Origin of the sequence: Labilibaculum manganireducens, assembly GCF_963665805.2 — a bacterium.
Taxonomy (GTDB): Bacteria; Bacteroidota; Bacteroidia; order Bacteroidales; family Marinifilaceae; genus Labilibaculum; species Labilibaculum manganireducens.
This window is the reverse complement of record NZ_CAXXEE010000003.1, coordinates 4152017-4171878: the sequence shown is the minus strand read 5'-3', so window position 1 is coordinate 4171878 and position 19862 is coordinate 4152017. Positions and strand designations below refer to the sequence as shown.

19 protein-coding genes are annotated in these 19862 nt (G+C 36.4%); 8 read left to right on the top strand and 11 right to left on the bottom strand.

Features of this window, described 5'->3' with window-relative positions; translation table 11 throughout:
* Nucleotides 1–6: 6 nt before the first annotated feature.
* Both fabD and folE read right to left on the bottom strand, forming a co-directional pair.
* Entirely contained in the window at nt 7–897 is an 891-nt protein-coding gene (gene fabD / locus ACHZAX_RS16105) for an ACP S-malonyltransferase (protein ID WP_320019840.1), read from the bottom strand.
* A 295-nt stretch (nt 898–1192) separates the two neighbouring features.
* Nucleotides 1193–1822 carry a GTP cyclohydrolase I FolE gene (gene folE, locus ACHZAX_RS16100; protein ID WP_101308252.1) on the bottom strand — a complete coding sequence of 210 codons (630 nt, stop codon included), beginning with the start codon at nt 1820–1822 and terminating at the stop codon, nt 1193–1195.
* A 111-nt stretch (nt 1823–1933) separates the two neighbouring features.
* Here folE and ACHZAX_RS16095 point away from each other — a divergent pair, with 111 nt between their 5' ends.
* A complete protein-coding gene (locus ACHZAX_RS16095) occupies nt 1934–2623 on the top strand; it encodes a nucleoside phosphorylase-I family protein (RefSeq protein WP_320019839.1) in 690 nt (229 codons plus the stop codon).
* Here ACHZAX_RS16095 and ACHZAX_RS16090 read toward each other — a convergent pair.
* Nucleotides 2620–3921, bottom strand: a complete 1302-nt coding sequence (locus ACHZAX_RS16090; protein ID WP_320019838.1) for an MATE family efflux transporter — start codon at nt 3919–3921, stop codon at nt 2620–2622. The genes ACHZAX_RS16095 and ACHZAX_RS16090 overlap by 4 nt on opposite strands.
* Before the next feature lie 189 nt (nt 3922–4110).
* Between ACHZAX_RS16090 and ACHZAX_RS16085 the strand changes: the two genes are divergently transcribed.
* The 4 genes from ACHZAX_RS16085 to ACHZAX_RS16070 all read left to right on the top strand — a co-directional run bounded on the left by ACHZAX_RS16085 (nt 4111) and on the right by ACHZAX_RS16070 (nt 7066).
* Nucleotides 4111–4713 (top strand): superoxide dismutase, encoded by a 603-nt coding sequence (locus ACHZAX_RS16085; RefSeq protein ID WP_101308255.1) that lies wholly within the window; start codon nt 4111–4113, stop codon nt 4711–4713.
* A gap of 131 nt (nt 4714–4844) precedes the next feature.
* Nucleotides 4845–5429, top strand: coding sequence for a superoxide dismutase (locus tag ACHZAX_RS16080; protein WP_101308256.1), 585 nt, complete (start codon nt 4845–4847; stop codon nt 5427–5429).
* A 326-nt stretch (nt 5430–5755) separates the two neighbouring features.
* A complete protein-coding gene (locus tag ACHZAX_RS16075; RefSeq protein ID WP_101308257.1) occupies nt 5756–6328 on the top strand; it encodes a nitroreductase family protein in 573 nt (190 codons plus the stop codon).
* An 18-nt stretch (nt 6329–6346) separates the two neighbouring features.
* Nucleotides 6347–7066, top strand: a complete 720-nt coding sequence (locus tag ACHZAX_RS16070) for a peptidase associated/transthyretin-like domain-containing protein (protein ID WP_320019837.1) — start codon at nt 6347–6349, stop codon at nt 7064–7066.
* 51 nt (nt 7067–7117) lie between these two features.
* On the opposite strand, the gene ACHZAX_RS16065 is transcribed toward ACHZAX_RS16070, so the two are convergent.
* A complete protein-coding gene (locus tag ACHZAX_RS16065; protein ID WP_320019836.1) occupies nt 7118–8029 on the bottom strand; it encodes a proline dehydrogenase family protein in 912 nt (303 codons plus the stop codon).
* 278 nt (nt 8030–8307) lie between these two features.
* Here ACHZAX_RS16065 and ACHZAX_RS16060 point away from each other — a divergent pair, with 278 nt between their 5' ends.
* Entirely contained in the window at nt 8308–8898 is a 591-nt protein-coding gene (locus tag ACHZAX_RS16060) for an OmpH/Skp family outer membrane protein (protein ID WP_124992356.1), read from the top strand.
* 221 nt (nt 8899–9119) lie between these two features.
* Nucleotides 9120–10391: a glycosyltransferase family 2 protein gene (locus ACHZAX_RS16055; protein WP_320019835.1), complete on the top strand. Its 1272-nt coding sequence runs from the start codon at nt 9120–9122 to the stop codon at nt 10389–10391.
* A 26-nt stretch (nt 10392–10417) separates the two neighbouring features.
* Here the strand turns inward: ACHZAX_RS16055 and ACHZAX_RS16050 are convergent, their stop codons facing one another.
* From ACHZAX_RS16050 to ACHZAX_RS16020, 7 genes are all read right to left on the bottom strand, one after another.
* Complete coding sequence (locus ACHZAX_RS16050; protein WP_101308262.1) at nt 10418–10723, bottom strand: FtsB family cell division protein; 306 nt, start codon at nt 10721–10723, stop codon at nt 10418–10420.
* Nucleotides 10724–10945: 222 nt separating this feature from the next.
* Entirely contained in the window at nt 10946–12577 is a 1632-nt protein-coding gene (gene pruA / locus ACHZAX_RS16045; protein WP_320019834.1) for an L-glutamate gamma-semialdehyde dehydrogenase, read from the bottom strand.
* A 159-nt stretch (nt 12578–12736) separates the two neighbouring features.
* Entirely contained in the window at nt 12737–14191 is a 1455-nt protein-coding gene (nhaC, locus tag ACHZAX_RS16040) for a Na+/H+ antiporter NhaC (protein WP_320019833.1), read from the bottom strand.
* Between the two features lie 365 nt (nt 14192–14556).
* On the bottom strand, nt 14557–15321 hold the full coding sequence (locus ACHZAX_RS16035; RefSeq protein WP_320019832.1) for a hypothetical protein: 765 nt from the start codon (nt 15319–15321) through the stop codon (nt 14557–14559).
* A 182-nt stretch (nt 15322–15503) separates the two neighbouring features.
* Nucleotides 15504–16478 (bottom strand): biotin synthase BioB, encoded by a 975-nt coding sequence (gene bioB, locus ACHZAX_RS16030; protein WP_320019831.1) that lies wholly within the window; start codon nt 16476–16478, stop codon nt 15504–15506.
* A 15-nt stretch (nt 16479–16493) separates the two neighbouring features.
* Nucleotides 16494–16853 (bottom strand): hypothetical protein, encoded by a 360-nt coding sequence (locus ACHZAX_RS16025; protein ID WP_101308267.1) that lies wholly within the window; start codon nt 16851–16853, stop codon nt 16494–16496.
* A 141-nt stretch (nt 16854–16994) separates the two neighbouring features.
* Nucleotides 16995–18284: a type IX secretion system plug protein gene (locus ACHZAX_RS16020; RefSeq protein WP_320019830.1), complete on the bottom strand. Its 1290-nt coding sequence runs from the start codon at nt 18282–18284 to the stop codon at nt 16995–16997.
* A 208-nt stretch (nt 18285–18492) separates the two neighbouring features.
* On the opposite strand from ACHZAX_RS16020, the gene ACHZAX_RS16015 reads away from it, so the two are divergent.
* The gene (locus tag ACHZAX_RS16015) at nt 18493–19848 is read left to right on the top strand and encodes a Na(+)-translocating NADH-quinone reductase subunit A (protein WP_320019829.1); all 1356 of its coding nucleotides are present in this window, start codon (nt 18493–18495) and stop codon (nt 19846–19848) included.
* Nucleotides 19849–19862 lie beyond the last annotated feature (14 nt).

The window sequence follows — 19862 nt, the reverse complement described above, 5'->3', positions numbered from 1 at the left end:
AATTTTTTATCCTTGAAATGAATCTACTCCCGCAGTTTCCATTTTTCTGTCAACTTTTTTCACCAATCCCTGAATTACTTTTCCAGGACCAACCTCAGTGAACAATGTTGCACCATCAGCAATCATATTAACCATGGTTTGTGTAAAACGTACCGGAGCAGTTAACTGCGAAACCAAATTTTTCTTGATCTCATCAGGATTGGATATTGGCATGGCATTCACGTTTTGATATACAGGACAAATTGGAGTTGAGAAAGTTGTGTTCTCAATAGCTTCTTCCAACTCAACACGTGCAGGCTCCATTAATGGAGAGTGAAATGCACCGCCAACTTTTAAAGGAAGAGCTCTTTTAGCACCAGCTTCCAATAATTTTTCACATGCAATTTCGATCCCTTTCATGCTGCCCGAAATAACCAATTGACCCGGACAGTTGAAATTAGCTGGAACTACAATTTCGTTAATTTCCTCGCATATTTTCACTACAGTTTCATCATCTAATCCAATGATTGCAGCCATAGTAGAAGGCTCGATTTCGCAAGCTTTTTGCATTGCTGAAGCACGTTGAGAAACCAATTTAAGACCATCTTCGAAAGACAATGATCCGTTGGCAACCAAAGCTGAAAATTCTCCTAAAGAGTGACCCGCTACCATTTCTGGTTTAAAATCATCGCCAAGAGTTTTGGCTAAGATTACTGAGTGCAGGAAAATTGCTGGTTGCGTAACATTTGTTTGTCTTAAATCTTCATCAGTACCTTCAAACATTAGGTCAGTAATTCTAAAACCTAAAATATCGTTGGCTTTTTCAAAAAGCTCTTTAGCAAGGTCTGAATTTTCGTACAGGTCTTTTCCCATACCAACAAATTGGGCTCCTTGCCCTGGAAATACATATGCTTTCATGTGTTTATAATTTTAAGTTTTTGCCATATAGCCTGTCCCGAACTTGTTTCGGGAGAACTTTCCATGCTGGAATAATCATCCCCCTGTGTGCCATAATTACCTGGCATGGACGTTTCATATTCTTCTTCAATTAATAAATTTCAATTCATTCGTATTTTTTTAATAGCAATGAATTGATTATTAGGATAAGATTTAAAAAATATTCCGGGCACAAAGATATCTATTCAATTTACAATGTGCAATTTTCATAAGTACAATGTAAATTGGTAATTCTTTGACTCCTATAATTAACTAATTAGTAGTTTGATTTGTTTGCAATTAAACGAATAAACTCTTCTCTTGTAGCTACTTTTTCAAAAGCACCGGTAAAATCAGAGGTCGTTGTAATTGCATTTTGTTTTTGAATTCCACGCATCGACATGCACATGTGCTGAGCTTCAATAACCACAGCCACACCTAGTGGATTCAGAGTATTTTGTATGCAGTCTTTAATTTGAGTGGTTAAACGTTCCTGAACCTGAAGGCGACGGGCAAAAGCATCCACAACCCGGGCAAGTTTACTTAGTCCGGTAATGGTACCATTGGGAATGTAAGCAACATGTGCTCTGCCCACAAACGGCAGCATATGATGCTCGCACATTGAATAAACTTCAATGTCCTTAACAATTACCATTTGACGATAGTCTTCCTGAAACATGGCAGATCTTAATATATCTTCAGGATTGTTGTGATATCCCTGCGTTAAAAACTGCATTGCTTTGGCAACCCGTAAGGGGGTTTTTAAAAGACCTTCGCGTTCGGCATCTTCACCTAATAATTCAAGTACTTTTTTATAGTGAAACATTAACTGTTCAGTAGTATCCTGATTGTATTTTTCTATTTTTGTAAAACCTTTATTATTGTCTCCGTTGGTTGAAAATTCCATCTGTATTTAGTGTTTTAATTTAAGTCGCAATTTTGACTTGCAAAATAAGTATAAATTTCACCTATATAACAAACTTTTCGAAGCTTTTGTTTAGGCTAAGTTCTTGCATCAATGGAGATTTTGATAATTGCCGGCGCATTTTCAGCCATGCAAAATTTTATTAGTCAACTGGTTTTGGTTGAAAATTTAGGGAAAAACTATGCTCGTTTTAAGTATCAGGATAAAGACCTGGATATACTTATTTCGGGTACGGGAGGGAGTGTTACCTCCTATTATTTGTGTAAAGCTTTAAATTTAAAGAAATATGATGTTGTAATTCATTTGGGAAGGTGCTTTTCATTAAAAGATCAACTTGAATCAGGCATTGTAATCAATTTAATTGATGATTACTTTGGCGATCTGGGTTTTGAAACTGAAGATGCATTTTCTTCGGTATTTGATTTGGGGATACGGAATAAGAATGAATATCCGTTTACAAATGAAATTCTTGAAAACAATCTGCTGTTGCCTGAATTTCATATTGAATATCGGAAAGTAAGTGGTATTAGTTGTAATTCAATCCCTAATAACCTGTTTTCAATATCCAGTATGTATCAAAAAAATCAGCCCGATGTAATTAGTCGGGACGGCGCCAGTGTTTTGTATGTTTGTCTGGAAGAGAAAGTGAAATTAATTCAGCTTTTCTACGTGGTTGACCGGCTCGAAAATGCAAGTAAAAAATATAAAATAGAGGAAGAGGAAGTCTCTAAATTAACGGAAGCATTGCAAATAACTTTAGGTGAGATGTTGATTGTGAATTAATTAAATTTCAGAAGTATTGCCTTTTTGTAATAAATAGTTTGAAATATTCCCCGGGCCAGCATAAATCCAAGCATGGCAATCCATAATCCATGATTTTGGAAACTTTCACTCAGAAAATAGTAACAAGGTATAAATACAAGTAGAGTTGAGGCCATCATTGTTTTTCTCATGTACTTAGAGGCTGTGGCACCAATAAAAATTCCATCGAGCAGAAAAGAGCCGAAGCTTAATATTGGTAATAATACAATCCATTTTATGTAGGCTTGTGCTTCTAATATTGTCGATTTATTATTTGTTAATGCAGATAATATCCAATTGCTGCTTGCAGCATAAAAAAATGTGAAGGCCAGGCTGATTCCAATTCCCCAAATAAAAAGGAGACGAATTACACTTCTCAATCCGGTCTGATTTTTAGCTCCAATAAATTTTCCCACTAATGCCTCAGCGGCAAAGGCAAAGCCATCCATAAAGTAGGAAAAGATGAATAAAAATTGAAGCAGCAGTGAATTTACTGCCAATATATTCTTGTTGGTGCTTGCTGATTCAGTTGTAAAAAATGTGAAAACGAATATAATGCAGAGTGTTCGAATGAAAATGTCTTTATTAATGGCAATGAAGTTCTTCAATTCTTTAATTTTCATCATTCCTTGAATGCTCCAGTAACGAAACAGCCGACGGTAAAAGCGAAAGATAAAAAACAAAGCCAGAAATAAACCGCAATATTGGGCAATAACAGTTCCTAATGCAACTCCTCGAGCATCTAAATTCATTCCGTAAACAAAGAAGGCCGACAAAGCAATATTGATAATATTACTGATAATGGCAATCACCATTGGAATTTTAGAATTCTGCATTCCAATAAACCATCCTGTTAAGGCGTACAAACCGATAGTTGCCGGAGCCGCCCAAACTCTAACGTAATAGTATGATTTTGCGATTGTTTCAACCGATTCTTCCGAGTCAATTACATAAAAACTTAAATCAGCAATTGGTTTTTGGAGAATTAATATGAAAATACTGCCAATTAACGCTACAAGAAGAGCTCTCGATAAGGATAGAATAGTTTCGTTTAGATTTCTTGCACCATATGCTTGCGCCGTAATTCCTGAAGTTCCCATTCGTAAAAAAGCAAATCCCCAATAAAGAAAATTAAATATGGTTCCACCAAGGGCTATTGCACCTATGAAATCGACTTTTCCCAAATGGCCCATTAGAGCCAGGTCAACAATGCCAAGCAGAGGAATAGTAATATTACTGACAATATTTGGAAGCGCTATTTTTAGAATCCGTTTGTTCACGAAAGAATTTTGAGAATAGTTGAAGACACGAAAGTAACTAAAAATCTTTTATCTGACAGGCTTTGGTGAGTGTTGAAAATAAAAAGACAAAAAAGTCTTTAATTTATTTGGATCTAATCCAGATAAAAATTAGCTTTGTTTTAGTGTTAAAAAAACAGATAGTAATTACAATTAAAATAAATACAAAATATGGCATTTGAATTACCAAAGTTACCATATGCTTACGATGCTCTTGAGCCACATATTGATGCAAGAACAATGGAGATCCATCATTCGAAACATCATGCAGGATATACAAATAACTTGAATGCTGCGGTTTCAGGAACAGATATCGAAGAGCAAAGTATAGAGAATATATTAGCGAACATTTCAAAGCAATCAGTTGCTGTACGAAATAATGGAGGAGGGTTTTTTAACCACGATTTATTTTGGCAGGTAATGTCTCCTAAGGGAGGAGGAAAACCTTCAGGTTCATTATTAGCTGCAATTGAAAAAGATTTTGGATCGTTTGATTCGTTTAAAGAAGAATTTTCCAAAGCTGCGGCTACTCGTTTTGGTTCAGGTTGGGCTTGGTTGGTGAAGCAGCCAAATGGCAAACTTGTTGTGAGTTCAACACCAAATCAGGATAATCCGTTAATGGATGTAGCAGAAGTAAAAGGAACTCCAATTTTAGGATTGGATGTTTGGGAACACGCATATTATCTGAAGTTTCAGAATAAACGACCTGATTACATTTCGGAGTTCTGGAATGTAGTTAATTGGGAGGAAGTGGCTAAACGCTTTCAGGATTAGTTTTGTTTATTGTTTTTTTGATTTTGGGACCGGCTTTCTTTGGAAAGCCGGTCTTTTAGTTTAGTATTGTTAATTATTGGTTTTGTGAAGAATTATTGTGAAATTGTATAGTAAATCAAAAAAACGAAATTATGATACACGAACTACCCGAATTGCCTTATGCTTTAAATGAGCTTGAACCTTCAATTAGTCAAAAAACATTAGAGTTTCATTACGGAAAGCATCATCAGGCCTATGTTACCAATTTGAACAATTTAATTAAAGGAACTGCTTTTGAAAAAGCTGGTTTGGAAGAAATTGTCCGGCATTCCGAAGGTGGAATTTTCAATAATGGAGCTCAGGTTTACAACCACACCTTTTACTTTATGGCCTTAAGTCCAAAAGGAGGAGGAGAACCTAAAGGTGCACTTGCTAGTGCGATTGCAGAGACATTTGGATCGTTTGCTGCATTTAAAGAAGAATTTTCGAATGCCGGAGCAACTTTGTTTGGATCGGGTTGGGTTTGGTTGGTTGCCGATTCTCATAATAAGCTTAGAATTATGAAGAAAAACAATGCAGGCAACCCTATTACCGATGGAATGACCCCGATATTAACAATGGATGTTTGGGAACATGCTTATTATTTGGACACACAAAATGCACGTCCGAAATACATTGAGAACTTTTGGAATTTGGTAAATTGGAAAGTGATTGAAAAACGATATGATGAATTGTAAAAAAAAGTGAATAATAAATAAAGCGGTGATATACTGAGTAGTTGTCACCGCTTTTATATTGCAGTAATTTGACCTTTTTGTTGAATGTCTATGTCGGCAATGCTTCCAACAAGTATCTTCAAGAGAAATTTTCTTTCTTTTTATTGGTAGGTGGTTGCCTTCAAAATTAATTTTGTTCCAAAAATTATGTAGTTTTAATGAATTGTTTAAATCCTAAAATGATTTTTGTTTTCCTTGATTGATAAGGAAAAATCCCTTAATTTAAGGAGAATGGAAGTTATTAATTGAGTAATAAAACTTAATTGAATCATAGTTACAATTATCAAATGTTAAAAGAACTTATTTTACGTAACAGAAGCTACCGAAGATTTTATGAGGAAGAGAAAATATCTTTAGAAAATATTCGGCATTGGATTGATCTGGCAAGGATGGGTGCATCCGGTCGGAATGGACAAACGCTTAAATATCAAATCGTTTTAAGTGAGAAGAAACGAAAAGAAGTATTTGAGACTTTAGCATGGGCTGGTTACCTGTCAGATTGGGCTGGACCTGTTGAAGGAGAGAGGCCAGCAGCTTATGTAATCATGCTGAACGATGAAGAGTTAGGAAAGAATTATTTTAGCGATGATGGAATTGCTGTTCAGAACTTACTGCTTGGAGCTGTAGAGATGGGGTTTGGCGGTTGTATTATTCGTGCTTTTAAAGAAAAGGAATTACGGGAAGTGTTGCAAATTCCTTCGAATTACAAAATTATACAAGTAGTAGCTTTAGGGAAGCCTAAGGAGGTGATTGTGATTGATGAGATGAAGAATGAAGATATAAAATATTGGCGGGACGAAAATCAGGTTCATCATGTTCCAAAACGAAAATTAGAGGATCTGATAATAGGAGACTTATAGAGAGAAAAATTTTGAGATATGAAAAAAAACTTAGTTAGTTGGCTTGTTGTGCTTCTGTTTCTGCTTCTGCTTATAATAGAAGATGTAAGTGCTCAGAAAATAAGAACTGATTCAATCTTTTTTACCGGTGCTGTAATGGATCAGGAAGAATTAGCCCCTCTGCCTTATTCTCATTTTCGGGTAAATGATAAAAGAGCGGGAACTACCAATTCTTTTGGAAGGTTTTCGTTTTGGGTGAACTCCGGCGATACCATTCAATATACCTATGTAGGGTATCATGATGTAAAGATTATTGTGAGCGACAGCTTAAAACAGAATGCTTACTTGTTTGGCGTGTTTATGGCAAAGGATACAATAGCTTTGCAGGAAGTTCTTATTTTGCCGCGATTTGGTGATTTTAGAGAAGCATTCATCAATGCAAAGGTAAATACTCCGGAATATGTTCGGGCTAAAAACAATATCAATTCGGCCACTTACGAAGCTCTTACCAAGGCGCCCGAAAAGATGGATGCAAAGGCGAATACAGACATGTTGGTAAAACATCATGTTATTATGAATGAGCACCATGTGATGGTGCCTCCGGATATGATGGTTGGTGTTAGTGTCGCAAGAACTTTGCCTGAGGTGCAGCGGATGAAGAGAAAAAGAGAATTGAAGATTCCAGATAACTTGATTACAGATAAGGAGATAACGACCTTAAAGCAAATGTATAAGTATGGTGTAAAGAAAAAGGAATAAAAAAAGCGGTGATATTTCACCGCTTTTTCATTGCCAAAACTCAGAGTGTTACTACCCTCTGTTAAATAAAGCTTTTATAATTAGCATAGCCATTTTAGGATTTTCCTTCAATCTTCTGGTAGAATATCCAAACCAATCTTTTCCGAATGGAACGTAAACCCTCATGGTGTGACCTTTGTCTGTAATCATTTTTCTAAGTTCAGGAGTAACCCCATAAAGCATTTGGAATTCATATTTGTCCTTAGGAACATTGTATTTTTTTATTAATTCAAAAGCCGGTTCAACTACATTTTTATCGTGAGTAGCAATTCCAGGATAAACATCGTTTTGGAACATGAATTCCAATCCCTTAATAAAGTTTTCATTTACCTTTTCATACTTTTTGTAGGCTATTTCTGCCGGCTCCACATAAATTCCTTTGCAAAGACGATAATTCAATTTCGAACTGCCGTTTTGCATGTCCATCATATTACTTAAATCATCTAAAGTTCTTTTTAGATAAGCTTGAACTACTAAACCAACATTGTTCGGGAATTCTGCTTTTAATCTTCTGAAAAGTTTAATTTCTCTGTCCACACAAAGAGAATCTTCCATATCTACACGAACAAAGTTGCCATATTCTGCAGCTTTTGCCACAACAGTTCGGATGTTTTGATAGCAAACCTCTTCATCAATCAGCAAACCAAAAAAGGTAGGCTTCACCGAATAGTTGCCATCAATTTTATTTTCCTGAAAAGCCTCAATAATATTAATGTAAGCCTCTGTGTTTTCAGTTGCCTGACTTAAATCTTCTATAAATTCACCCAAAAGGTCTACAGTAACTTTAATACCTTCTTTATTCAGTTCTTTTGAAGCATTAATGGCTTCTTCGATGGTTTCGCCGGCAATGTATCTTTTAGAAAAGATCCAAACCAGCTTTTTAGGCATATATGGCAGGGTAGCTGCTATTAATTTATTAAACATTGGGATAGGTTTTTAAATTGTTTATTCGGGTTTATTTATGGGGTCAATGTAAATAGTATTCCAAAATAAAAGAATGATGTTTATCAGCAATTATTATTTCCGGATTTTAAGTCTGTCAAGGATTCCCTAATGTGAATTTTGATGTTACAGTATTTTTTAGTCTCCATTTTAAGCTTATATTTGTTAGGCAAAATCAAAAAAATAAATATTACCGGCAATGGCTGTTGTGTTTCAATTGACCGGGAAATAGTCTTGAATAATTAAATCTTAAAATACCTATGAAAAATTTATCTATTGTTTTAAATGCGGTACTAATTGTAGCAGTTGGTATTCTTTATGTACTTCATTTTTCTAATTCGTCAGCAGATTCTAAAAAGGTGAAGTCGGTGGCAGGTGAAGGTGCAGTTGTTTATATTAACACCGATTCATTGTTAACTAATTATAATTTTTCCCGTGATTTGAATGAAAAATTTCTTAAAAAGCAGGAAGATTCAAGAACTGATTTCAACTTCAAGGCTCAGAAGTTAGAGAAAGAAGCAGGTGAATTTCAGCGTAAAGTTCAAAACGGAGGATTCTTAAGTCGCGAGAGAGCTGAAGAAGCTCAGCGTGTATTGATTGGAAAACAACAGAATTTACAACAATTGGATCGTGAGCTTTCAAACCAATTGATGGGTGAACAACAGGCAAACAGCAAAAGATTATTCGATAGTGTTACCAACTATTTGAAAGAATACAATGCTGCTCATAATTACAGCTTAATTTTAAGTACAACAAAAGGAGGAAATGTTCTTCTTTCTCAGGATGGATTAGATATTACAGCGGAAATAATTACTGGTTTAAACAGCAGATACACACCTGCAGCTAAGTAAATTTCAACAACAAAATATTTTAAGGGCAGACCAGCTACACAAGCTATCTGCCCTTTTTTATATCTTTGCGTTTGCAACAGATTTGAGATATCAGATGTGAGAAGTTAGATTACAGGCGCAATTAATAAGCTCGAATCTACTTTTCCTCTTAAGTAAGGATAAAAATGTTTAGCAATCTCTCATTTCTCAAATCTCTTTTCTCACATCAAAACAAAAAAATAATGGCTTTTGCTGATAAATATCTGAAAAAACAACGTCTGTATCCTGATTATATTAAAGATATAGCTTCGGAACAACTAAATATCATTGTTACTATTCCGTGCTTTAATGAGCCTGATTTGATTTCAGGTTTAGAAGCTTTGTGGAATTGCGAACGTCCGGATTGCAATGCGGAGGTAATCGTAATGGTGAATTCAGGAGAGTTGGCCGGTAAGGAAATACTTGCACAAAATGAGAAAACCATTGCTGATGCAGCGAACTGGATGGCTGATCATCAGGATGAGAAGTTGAAATTCTATTTAATTCATCAGCCAAATTTGCCTAAGAAATTTGCAGGAGTTGGTTTGGCACGAAAAATTGCCATGGATGAGGCGGTAAGCCGTTTCAATAAAATTGACAAACCAAATGGAATTATTACTGGTTTTGATGCCGATTCGGGATGTGATGCCAACTATTTTGTTGAGATTGAGAAGATGTTCAAAAGGCATCCAAAGGCGAATGGAGCTAATATATTTTACGAGCATCCTTTGGAGGGAACAGAATTCGATCAGCCAATTTACGATGCCATTGCTCAGTACGAACTTTACCTGCGGTATTACATGTTGGCCATGCGGTATGCCGGTCATCCGCACGCCTTTCATACGGTAGGTTCCAGTTTTGCTGTTACAGCGAAAGCTTATATCATGCAAGGCGGAATGAATCGCCGGCAAGCAGGTGAAGATTTTTATTTTTTACAGAAAATTATTGCTTTGGGTAAGTTCTATGAGATTAAAACCACCAGAGTAATTCCTTCACCAAGAGAGTCAGATCGGGTTCCATTTGGAACAGGTAAAGCAATTTCCACCTTTATGGAAGAGGGAATTATCGATTACAAAACCTACAACTACTCTGCTTTTAAGGATGTGAAAAAGTTCTTCGATCGTGCTGATGATTTTTTTGGTGTTGATTACGATACCTATTTAAATAAATTGATTGTTGATCTTCCCGGTTCCGTACGTTCCTATTTAAAAGAGGATAATTTCTTTGAAAGTTTGGATGAAATTAACCGAAACTGTTCCAGTGTTGAATCATTTCGAAAGAAATTCTTTGGGGCTTTTAATGCTTTTAAAGTACTAAAATACCTGAATAATGTTCACGAACAATTTATTGATGAGGAGAGCATTGTTGTTTGTGCCAAACAGTTACTAATTGATCTTGGTATCGAAACCAAAGGGATTTATTCTGCTAAAGAGTTGCTGGAGATTTACAGAGAATACGAAAAAAACCATGAATAATAGAAAAGACGTTGCAGGCAACGTCTTTATTCTTCTATCATTATAAATATATCTTCGCCTTTTTTCTTCATTAAATATTGTTCGCGGGCAAATTTTTCAAGATTTTTCCGATTGGTTTTCAGTTCGTGAATCCGATTCTTGTCAGTTTCAATTTTCTCAATAAAGTAAGCCTTTTCTTTTTCAAGAGATTCAATAGTATCTTCATTTCCTTTTCGTTCCCAAACAGAGTGTTGGTCGAAAAAGAAAAGCCAAAAATAAAATATCAGAAAAGTGATTACGTATTTGTTACGTACAATTCTGAGAATTATAATTTGTGCTTTTTTCTGATTCATTTTGTTTCTATTTGCTTGCTAAATTACAAAGAATAAGTGAAAGTTTGAAAGTAGGAGGGGTGAAATGTAAAAGAGTAAGAAGTTTGATTTGTTGAAAGCTAAGTAAAAGGAAAACGACCGAAGAGAACCCCGGTCGTTTTATTCTATTTTGTTATATTTTGATATCAAAAGATTGATTTTCTTATTCTCAAATCTCACATCTGATATCTCATCTTTATAAGATTAATCCTCTAAAAAGTTAGGATACATATAATCTGTAGCTGAAACAAAAGTTTCTTTAATTGTACGTGGAGAAACCCAGCGCAATAGGTTGATCATAGAACCCGCTTTATCGTTGGTTCCGGATCCTCTTCCACCGCCAAATGGCTGTTGTCCCACAACAGCACCTGTTGGTTTATCGTTAATATAGAAGTTACCTGCTGTGTGAGTCAAACGTTTCACCAATTTTTCAATAGCGTAACGACAATCAGCAAAGATAGCACCGGTAAGGGCATACATTGAACCTTTATCCAAAATATCCAAAGTCTCATCTACCTTGTCATCTTCGTATACAAAAATGGTAAGGATAGGGCCAAACAGCTCTTCTTCCATAGTTATATAATCGTGTTTTAAAGCTCTGATAATAGTTGGAGCAATAAAATAACCTACCGACTTGTCGTAAGTACCACCTGCAACAATTTCTGCATCAGGAGAAGCTTTCGCAGCGTCGATAGCTGAAGATAATTTGTTGAAAGAAGCTTCGTCAATTACAGCATTCACAAAATTGGTGAAGTCTTCAGTTCCACCCATTTTAATTTTTTTCAAATCTTCTTTTACAAATGCCATAACTGCATCATACTTGCTGGCAGGAATGTAAGCACGGGATGCAGCAGAACATTTTTGTCCTTGATATTCGAATGCTCCACGGGTAATTGCAGTCGCTACTTCTTTAGCAGGAGCAGTCGGGTGCATGAAAATATAATCTTTACCACCGGTTTCACCTACGATACGTGGATACGATTTGAATTTATGGATGTTTTCACCAATATTTTTCCAAATGTCCTGGAATACTCCAGTCGATCCTGTAAAGTGAATACCTGCAAAATCAGGAGAACTGAATAGAACTTCAGAAGCAGCAGGACCTGATACATATACCAAGTTGATAACCCCGGCAGGAACACCGGCTTTCATAAAGATTTCCATTAAAACCTGAGCTGAATAAACAGCAGTTTTAGATGGTTTCCAAACAATACAGTTACCCATCATAGCAGGAGCTGTTGGCAGGTTACCGGCAATAGCTGTAAAGTTGAAAGGAGTCAAAGCAAATACAAATCCTTCAAGCGGACGTTGCTCAACGCGATTCCAAATTCCTTTTGAAGATATAGGTTGTTGTTTGTAAATATCAGTCATATACTGAACATTGAAACGAAGGAAATCAGCAATTTCACAAGCAGAATCAATCTCAGCCTGGAATGCATTTTTCGATTGTCCCAACATGGTAGCAGCGTTTAATTTCTGACGGTAAGGACCCGAAATTAACTCAGCCGCTTTCAGGAAAATAGAAGCGCGATGCTCCCAGGCCATAGCTTCCCAAGCTGGTTTTGCAGCTAAAGCAGCATCAATAGCCATCTGGATATGTTTTTTCTCACCTTGGTGATAATGCCCCAACACATGCTGATGATCGTGAGGAGGAGTCATTGCAAATAAATTGCCTGTACGCACTTCTTCGCCACCAATATACATTGGCACATCGATCACTTCGGAACGCATTTTTTTAATTGCAGCTTGTAATTCAGCTCTTTCAGGAGATCCGGGAGCGTAAGATAAAATTGGCTCGTTAGTTACGGCAGGAACGTTGTATATACCTTTGGGCATAATGATGTGGTTTTAAGGGTTATTTATTATTTTCTTTCTTTGCAAATTTAAAGAAAACACAAAGCATCAGTAATGAGTATTGTCATACTTTTAAAAAAGAAAAGAAACTTTTTAGGTTAAGAATTTCACAAGTTTTTAAAGAGGTTAATAAATCTGCACTTATGCTGATTTTACAGCAGGATCAGTTGTTTTTCTAATCTTAATATTTAGGTAAGCAACAGCTATGGTCATTACAGGACTAATGATGTTGAAAAAACAAAAAGGGGCAAAAGCAACAGTAGCTACACCTAATGCACCAGCCTGCGCAGCTCCGCAGGTATTCCATGGAACTAACACAGAGGTAACTGTTCCTGCATCTTCAAGGGTTCGGCTCAAAACTTCAGGTTTTAAATGCTGATCTTTGTACGATTCCGAAAACATTCTTCCTGTAACTACAATAGAAATATATTGATCCGAAGCAGTAAGGTTCAAAAATCCACAACTGGCCACTGTAGTTGTTACCAACGATCCGGTGGAACTAACCGCTTTCAGCATGGTTTCGGTGATTTTGTGCAATATGCCTGTTGTTTCCAGAACACCGCTAAATACCATTGCTGTTAAAATCAGCCAAATGGTATTGAGCATACCCGCCATTCCACCAGTCGATAATAAGTCCTGAATATTTTTATTTTGAACAGGAATACTAATATCCGTAAAGATGGATTGCATTACCGTATGATAACAAGCTTGTATATAAGAACTGCTTCCCGAAATTTGCTGAATAATTTGCGGCTGAAAAATAATGGCAAATACGCCTCCTATTAATGTGCCGGCAAAAATTGCAGGCAGGGCGGGCACTTTTTTGCTGATAATCACAAAAAGCAATATAGGAACCAAAAACAGCCAGGGAGTAATTGTAAAGGTTGCTTTTATAGCTGTTTGAACTTCACGAATGCTTTCCGGATTAATTTCTCCTTCTTTATTAAAACCAATGGCCAGAAAAATCAAAAGAGTAATAATGATGGAAGGTACCGTTGTATACATCATGTAACGGATGTGCACAAACAAATCAACTTCAGCCATTGCCGAAGCCAGATTGGTTGTATCCGATAAAGGCGAAATTTTATCACCAAAGTACGCTCCCGATATAATTGCTCCGGCTACAATGGCGTTATTGTATTCCATTGCATTACCAACTCCCAAAAGTGCAACTCCAATGGTTGCAATGGTGGACCATGAACTTCCGGTTACGACAGAAACGATGGCACAAATCACTACCGAGAGCATTAAAAACAACTTCGGATTTAAGAATTCCAAACCGTAGTAAATCATTGCAGGCACCACACCGCTTATCATCCATGTTCCCGCTAAAGACCCAATTAACAGCAATATCAACATCGATGGCATTGCAGTACCAATGCTTTCCACAATCCCTTTCTGAAGATCATCCCAGTTTTTTCCATGTCGGAGAGCAATTAATCCACCTATAGCCGCAGCAATTAAAAGTGAAAACTGATTGGCTCCTTCAATGGCTCCATCTCCAAAAACAATTGCATTTACACTTAGCAGAATAATTAGCAGAAAAATAGGAATAAGGGATTCCCAAAGGGAGATGGTCTTGCTTTTTGTATTCATTTGTGGTTTAGGGTCGGTTAATACAGGGGGTGAACTTACGAAAAAACAATTGGAAAAGAAATGTCATGTTTTAATTATTGCTTTCTTACTATTGAGCTTAATTATTTTTCAAACTATTTTTCCTTTGATCGGTTTTTTAGACCGGTAATAAGTTTTTTTATTACCCATTGGGCTTTCCACAAAGCCCAATGGTCGCAATTGCAATTACTATTGGATATTTTGATATGTCTATTGTTAATTTTATGAGCCTATTGGAACAATTACTATTCCTATTGTAGTAAATTGATTCCTATTGCCATAATGTATAATCATATTGGAAAATAGTGAGTGCTATTGGCAGATTGATTATCCTATTGTAAAACAAGTCAACTATTGTGGGCTTTTAGCTTGTTTTTTGTCGCTTTTTCCTGCGTATATTTTTTGTAAAATTTTCTTTGATATTCGCTCGAATACCTCTTTAGTTTTTCTTCATCGTTCCAGTAGGTATATTTTCCATAGGTGCGAATTTCGTCGACCAATTGTTTAAGGTAGGTATAGGCTCTGTCGCGCAACTGTTTTTCTGGTCTGTTTTTACTGTTTTTCACACCATCTACTTTATTTAGCAAATAGAGAAGTTCCTGAGAAAGTTGACTGGCACGGTCAATTTTAGCGGTGTTAAAATTAATGGCTTTCAATGGATCAGGATATTGTTTTGCAAAAGCAGGGTAGTCGCTCATGTCCTGAATCAAATCCATATTGCCATTGCCACCGAGTATATTTTTTAGCGTCTTTAAAATTTCAGGATGGTTTCTGAAGGCAAACTGAAAATCGTGTTTTAATTCTTGTTGCAGCTGGCTGGCTTCATTTATTTTCACACTCCATTCCTTAGTGTTGGTTAAAGCCTTTTGATAAACCGCAGTCCATTCCGATTGTTTGTCTTGCAGAAATTTAGCTCTTGGTGTAAGATCATTAATTAAATCTTCGCTTAATCCTTTTGTCAAAAGGTCTTCTTTATCTTCCATTGCATATTGATGAAGTTTTCCAGCCTCGCCAATACAAACTGCGGCAGGAATTGTTGGCAAAACAATTTTGTCTTCAGGAATTTCAAGAACCAATTCTTTAATCGTTTTTGGGGCTGTTGTATTCGTCATTTTTGCTGATTTTTTTTGATTGATTTAATAATCAGATTCATTGTTTTATTTCATTTTGGCGATTAAATGTATAAAACATATGTTAAAGTATGGAGCAATTTTAAGAGAAAATTTAGAATGAAAAAAAAAAAGGGACATGCAAAAAGCATATCCCTTCTAAATTATAATGTATTGGTATGTTTCTATCCCTCCAAAGTAGTCAGCTCCTGATAACGGGTTGGTATCATTCCAATGGTATCCAGCAAATGCTGATCTTCGTTAACGGTCATGTTTTTTACGGTAAGCAGTTTATCTCCGAAAAAGATGGAGTTTGCTCCGGCAAGAAAACAAAGCGCTTGTCCTTCCTGACTGTAATGTGTCCGGCCGGCAGCAAAAGCGATTACTGCTTTTGGCATTAGAATACGGGCAGTTGCAACGGCACGCACCATTTCAAAAATACCGATGGTTTCTTTTCCGAAAAAGGGAGTTCCCTCAACCGGCACCAGTGAATTCAACGGCACGTTGTAAGGATGTTTTTCCTGATTGGATAGCGTGCGAAGCATTTCAATTCTATCTTCGTCGGTTTCGCCCATCCCCAAAATGCCGCCGGAACAGTAAGAGATACCCGCTTCCTGCAAATTGGCAAGAGTTTCGAGTCTTTCACCGTAGGTTCTGGTTGTGGTAATGTTTGGATAGTGACGCTCCGAAGTATCGATGTTGTGATTTACGGCAGTAATTCCCAAATCAGCTAATTTTGCAGCTTTTTCTTTGTTGATCATTCCCATGGTACAACAAACCTCAAGTCCAAGCTTTTTCACTTCGGTAATCATCTCAGCCATTTCGTCGAAACGGTCATCCCGGTTTCCATCTCTGCCGGCAGAACTCAAACAAACACGTTTTACACCGTTTTCTTTGGCAATTTTGGCTTCTTCCAGAACCTGTTCCAAGCTTAATTTTACAGGTTTTACATGTGTGTTGTAACGGGCCGACTGGGCACAATATCTGCAATCTTGCGAACATGCTCCGGTACGAACCGAAATTAAGGTGTTCATGTTCATTTTTGTAGAATCGTGGTACTTTCGGTGAAGGTTGGCTGCTTTGTTCACCAAATCCAGTAATGGCAGGTCGTAAATTTCTTTAACCTCTTCGTAGGTCCAGTTGTTTCTGATATCACTCATAACTTAGGTTCTTTTTTAGTTTCTAAAATTGCTGGAATAAGAAATAGTAGAAAGAACCTTATTCGTTTGTTGATGAGGTTCAGTCTGACTGGTTTTGGCTGCATTTTGGTTTTGCAGCAGCATAACTTGCATGAGTTCGAAGCACAAGGCTTCCAATTCATCAGTCTCATTCTTATCCCTGCTGTTTAATGGTACATAGCAAAATCCGGAAAAGCCGCACTCAGTTGATGGAACCAGTAAATTATAACTGGTGTTGATACAGGAAATTGTAATTTCCTTGTTCATGCTGGCAAAAGCAGCATAGCCTTTTCGGCTCCATCGTCTGAATACCTGCGGGTCCGATTTGTATCGACCTTTGTTTGTAACAGGGTTCATATTTTATATTTTTTTTTATTAAAGAGAAAACAAGATAGTGATTCTCTCTATTTCGGAGTCAAAAGTATTCTTTTTTTTTAAGATCGAAATGCTTTTACAACATAAACAGATTTGTGGGGTAGGGACATTGCAATTTATGCTTTAAAATTTGGCAGTTGAATTAAGCGTTTGGCAGCCAATCAGCATATCGTAATTCAGGGCGATATCATGGTAGTAAACGTAAATCACATAGTTGTTTTCTGTTTCCCAATGCGAGCCTTCAATATAAGTCAGGTCAGGTGTCTTTTTTCCATTTTCAAGTAAGGCGTACTGATAATTGTAGTATCCTTGTTTTAAGAAAATTGTTTTGCGGTAGCTGCCGGTATCAAAATCGTATTCCATTTTGTTTTTATCCGAACAAGTCCAATTACAGAAGTTGCCGTACACATAAAGGTCTCCATGTTTAATTTCATTATCGAACGGCAGCCAAAATGTGACATTGCAATAGTCTGCTTCGGTAGATGGTTCGTCTCTTTCCTGAACATCAATTAAAAACCGGCCGTTTAAATCCTGCTCGTAAATGTACTGTTTAAAATGACGGTTGTTTCCGGCTGTCAGCAGAACATTTGTTTGTTCATTCTCTTTGGTAATTTCTTTGATATAGCGGGTTTGATATCTCAGACTTTTCAAATCAAAATTTCGAAATTCGTTGCCTCCCGGAAAAACATTTTCCATTTCGTAATCAAAAACCAATTCATTTTTACGGATAAAAAGAGGTTTTAGGTTTTTCTCACTTCCATCCAATCTTCCGTTTTGCGTTAGCACAACTTGTAAATCAGCATGAGGATTATCAATATTAAAATTTGGATGAAGAATACTAAAATCGACCTCCTGATGTGTTTCTCTTAAATCAATTGCAATTGGATGTTTTACATCTCCTTTAATTTCAACTTTCGAATCCAAAAGCATAAACCGTTGCCGGATAATTACTTTTTCAGGATCGAAATCTTCATAAATTTCAAGGATGTAATTGCCTGATAGCTTTAATTGTATCTCGTTATTGGGGATTTTCAGGGAATAATGAATAAAACCAATATTGGTAGTAAAGGAATGTTCGTAATCCTGAATCTGGTTTTCTGTAAAACCATCAATAAAATCGAATTCACTTAAGCCGGAATTGTGCCAATCTGATGTGCAATGGATAATTTTGTAGGAGTAATCCTGAATATTTTCTGTAATGTCATCAAAAGAAAAAAGGAGTTGATTATCTCCATTAAGTTCTATAATTGGTTCTGTTAGTTCCCAGTTAACCGGATGCATCTGAACAGTATGGATGCTTTTTTTTATTATTTCATTAAAATAAACAGTCTCAGATTCAGAATTGTAAGCAAACAATCCCTTTGGCAGGATAAGAAATACAATGCTTATGTAAACAACTAGATTTTTATGCATTTGAATATGTATATATGCTGGTTAAAAATAGAACAAATGACTTCAAAAATACAAAATTGCTTTATATATTTGTGTTCGAAAATTTTACGACTCCTTAAAAATGATGTGCATAGCGTTCAATAACATATAGTGTATCAGAGTAAAGATTGTGAATTAGAGATTAAATTAGTTATTTTTGATGCAAATTAATAAATTCAAATAGTTTAACATGTCTGAAGTTAAAAAGATCAAAAAAGGCTTAGATATTAAGCTGGCAGGAAAGGCTGAAAAGGTACTTGAAAAAGCTGATCGTTCTGAGACATACGCCATTAAACCATCCAATTTTCCCGGATTAACACCTAAATTAAAAGTTAAGGTAGATGCTGAAGTAAAAGCAGGAGATTCTCTGTTTTTCGATAAGTACTGTCCTGAAATTAATTTTGCTTCTCCGGTTAGTGGTAAGGTTATTGCCGTAAATCGTGGAGAGCGAAGAAAGATTTTAGAGGTAGTAATTCAAGCTGATGCTGAGACTCAATACCAGGAGTTTAAAAAGGCTGACCCTAACGTACTTTCCCGTGAGGAGATAAAGGAAGAGTTATTGAAAAGTGGTCTTTGGGCATTTGTTCGTCAACGTCCTTACGATGTGATTGCGAAACCTGAAGATACTCCGAAAGCAATTTTTGTTTCAGCTTTCGATACGGCTCCATTGGCCGCGGATATTGACTTCCTTTTGGAGAATGAAGCCGCAGCATTTCAGGCGGGTCTTGATGCTTTGGCAAAATTGACTGATGGAAAGTTATATTTAAATACGAATCCTAATCTGAACCAAAGTAAAACTTTTTCGGGAGCTAAAAATGTAGAAATACGACAATTTACAGGTGTTCATCCTGCAGGAAATGTTGGTGTTCAGATTCACTGCATTAGCCCGATGAATAAAGGTGAAGTGGCTTGGGTTATTCGTCCGCAGGAAGTTGTTTTCATCGGAAGATTATTCACAAAAGGCATCTACGATGTAAGTCGTAAAATTGCACTTTGCGGATCTGAAGTAAAAACCCCATGTTATTTTGAAACAATTTTGGGAGCATCTGTACGAAATATCTTAAAAGGTAAATTGAAAGATGATGAGAAAATCCGCGTTATTTCAGGAAATGTTTTAACAGGAGAACAAATCTCTGAAGATGGATTTCTTAACTTTTACGACTCACAAATTACCGTTATTCCAGAAGGAGATAAATTCGAATTTTTAGGTTGGGCATTACCTGGTTTACAGAAATTCTCAATGTCGAAAACATTCTTCTCTTGGTTAACACCAAATAAAGAATACCGTTTGGATGCTAATCTTCATGGGGAGCATCGTGCTTTCGTAATGACAGGTGAGTACGACAAGGTATTACCTATGGATGTGCTTCCACAACAATTGGTTAAATCGATTATGATTGAGGATATCGATCAAATGGAACAATTGGGAATATACGAAGTTGCTCCGGAGGATCTTGCCTTATGCGAATTCGTCTGTACATCGAAAATTAATGTACAGGATTTGGTTCGTAAAGGAATTGATCTGATGATTAAAGAAATGAGCTAAGAAAAAACGGATAA

What these genes read in the sequence shown, in the direction of transcription:
- ACHZAX_RS16080 (WP_101308256.1), top strand. Translation starts at nt 4,845, where the DNA reads ATGATACACGAACTACCCGAATTGCCTTATGCTTTAAATGAGCTTGAA.
- bioB (WP_320019831.1), bottom strand. Translation starts at nt 16,478, where the DNA reads ATGAGTGATATCAGAAACAACTGGACCTACGAAGAGGTTAAAGAAATT.
- ACHZAX_RS16055 (WP_320019835.1), top strand. Translation starts at nt 9,120, where the DNA reads ATGGCTTTTGCTGATAAATATCTGAAAAAACAACGTCTGTATCCTGAT.
- ACHZAX_RS16085 (WP_101308255.1), top strand. Translation starts at nt 4,111, where the DNA reads ATGGCATTTGAATTACCAAAGTTACCATATGCTTACGATGCTCTTGAG.
- ACHZAX_RS16050 (WP_101308262.1), bottom strand. Translation starts at nt 10,723, where the DNA reads ATGAATCAGAAAAAAGCACAAATTATAATTCTCAGAATTGTACGTAAC.
- ACHZAX_RS16075 (WP_101308257.1), top strand. Translation starts at nt 5,756, where the DNA reads ATGTTAAAAGAACTTATTTTACGTAACAGAAGCTACCGAAGATTTTAT.
- ACHZAX_RS16020 (WP_320019830.1), bottom strand. Translation starts at nt 18,284, where the DNA reads ATGCATAAAAATCTAGTTGTTTACATAAGCATTGTATTTCTTATCCTG.
- ACHZAX_RS16015 (WP_320019829.1), top strand. Translation starts at nt 18,493, where the DNA reads ATGTCTGAAGTTAAAAAGATCAAAAAAGGCTTAGATATTAAGCTGGCA.
- folE (WP_101308252.1), bottom strand. Translation starts at nt 1,822, where the DNA reads ATGGAATTTTCAACCAACGGAGACAATAATAAAGGTTTTACAAAAATA.
- ACHZAX_RS16095 (WP_320019839.1), top strand. Translation starts at nt 1,934, where the DNA reads ATGGAGATTTTGATAATTGCCGGCGCATTTTCAGCCATGCAAAATTTT.
- ACHZAX_RS16035 (WP_320019832.1), bottom strand. Translation starts at nt 15,321, where the DNA reads ATGACGAATACAACAGCCCCAAAAACGATTAAAGAATTGGTTCTTGAA.
- fabD (WP_320019840.1), bottom strand. Translation starts at nt 897, where the DNA reads ATGAAAGCATATGTATTTCCAGGGCAAGGAGCCCAATTTGTTGGTATG.
- nhaC (WP_320019833.1), bottom strand. Translation starts at nt 14,191, where the DNA reads ATGAATACAAAAAGCAAGACCATCTCCCTTTGGGAATCCCTTATTCCT.
- ACHZAX_RS16025 (WP_101308267.1), bottom strand. Translation starts at nt 16,853, where the DNA reads ATGAACCCTGTTACAAACAAAGGTCGATACAAATCGGACCCGCAGGTA.
- ACHZAX_RS16060 (WP_124992356.1), top strand. Translation starts at nt 8,308, where the DNA reads ATGAAAAATTTATCTATTGTTTTAAATGCGGTACTAATTGTAGCAGTT.
- ACHZAX_RS16070 (WP_320019837.1), top strand. Translation starts at nt 6,347, where the DNA reads ATGAAAAAAAACTTAGTTAGTTGGCTTGTTGTGCTTCTGTTTCTGCTT.
- ACHZAX_RS16065 (WP_320019836.1), bottom strand. Translation starts at nt 8,029, where the DNA reads ATGTTTAATAAATTAATAGCAGCTACCCTGCCATATATGCCTAAAAAG.
- pruA (WP_320019834.1), bottom strand. Translation starts at nt 12,577, where the DNA reads ATGCCCAAAGGTATATACAACGTTCCTGCCGTAACTAACGAGCCAATT.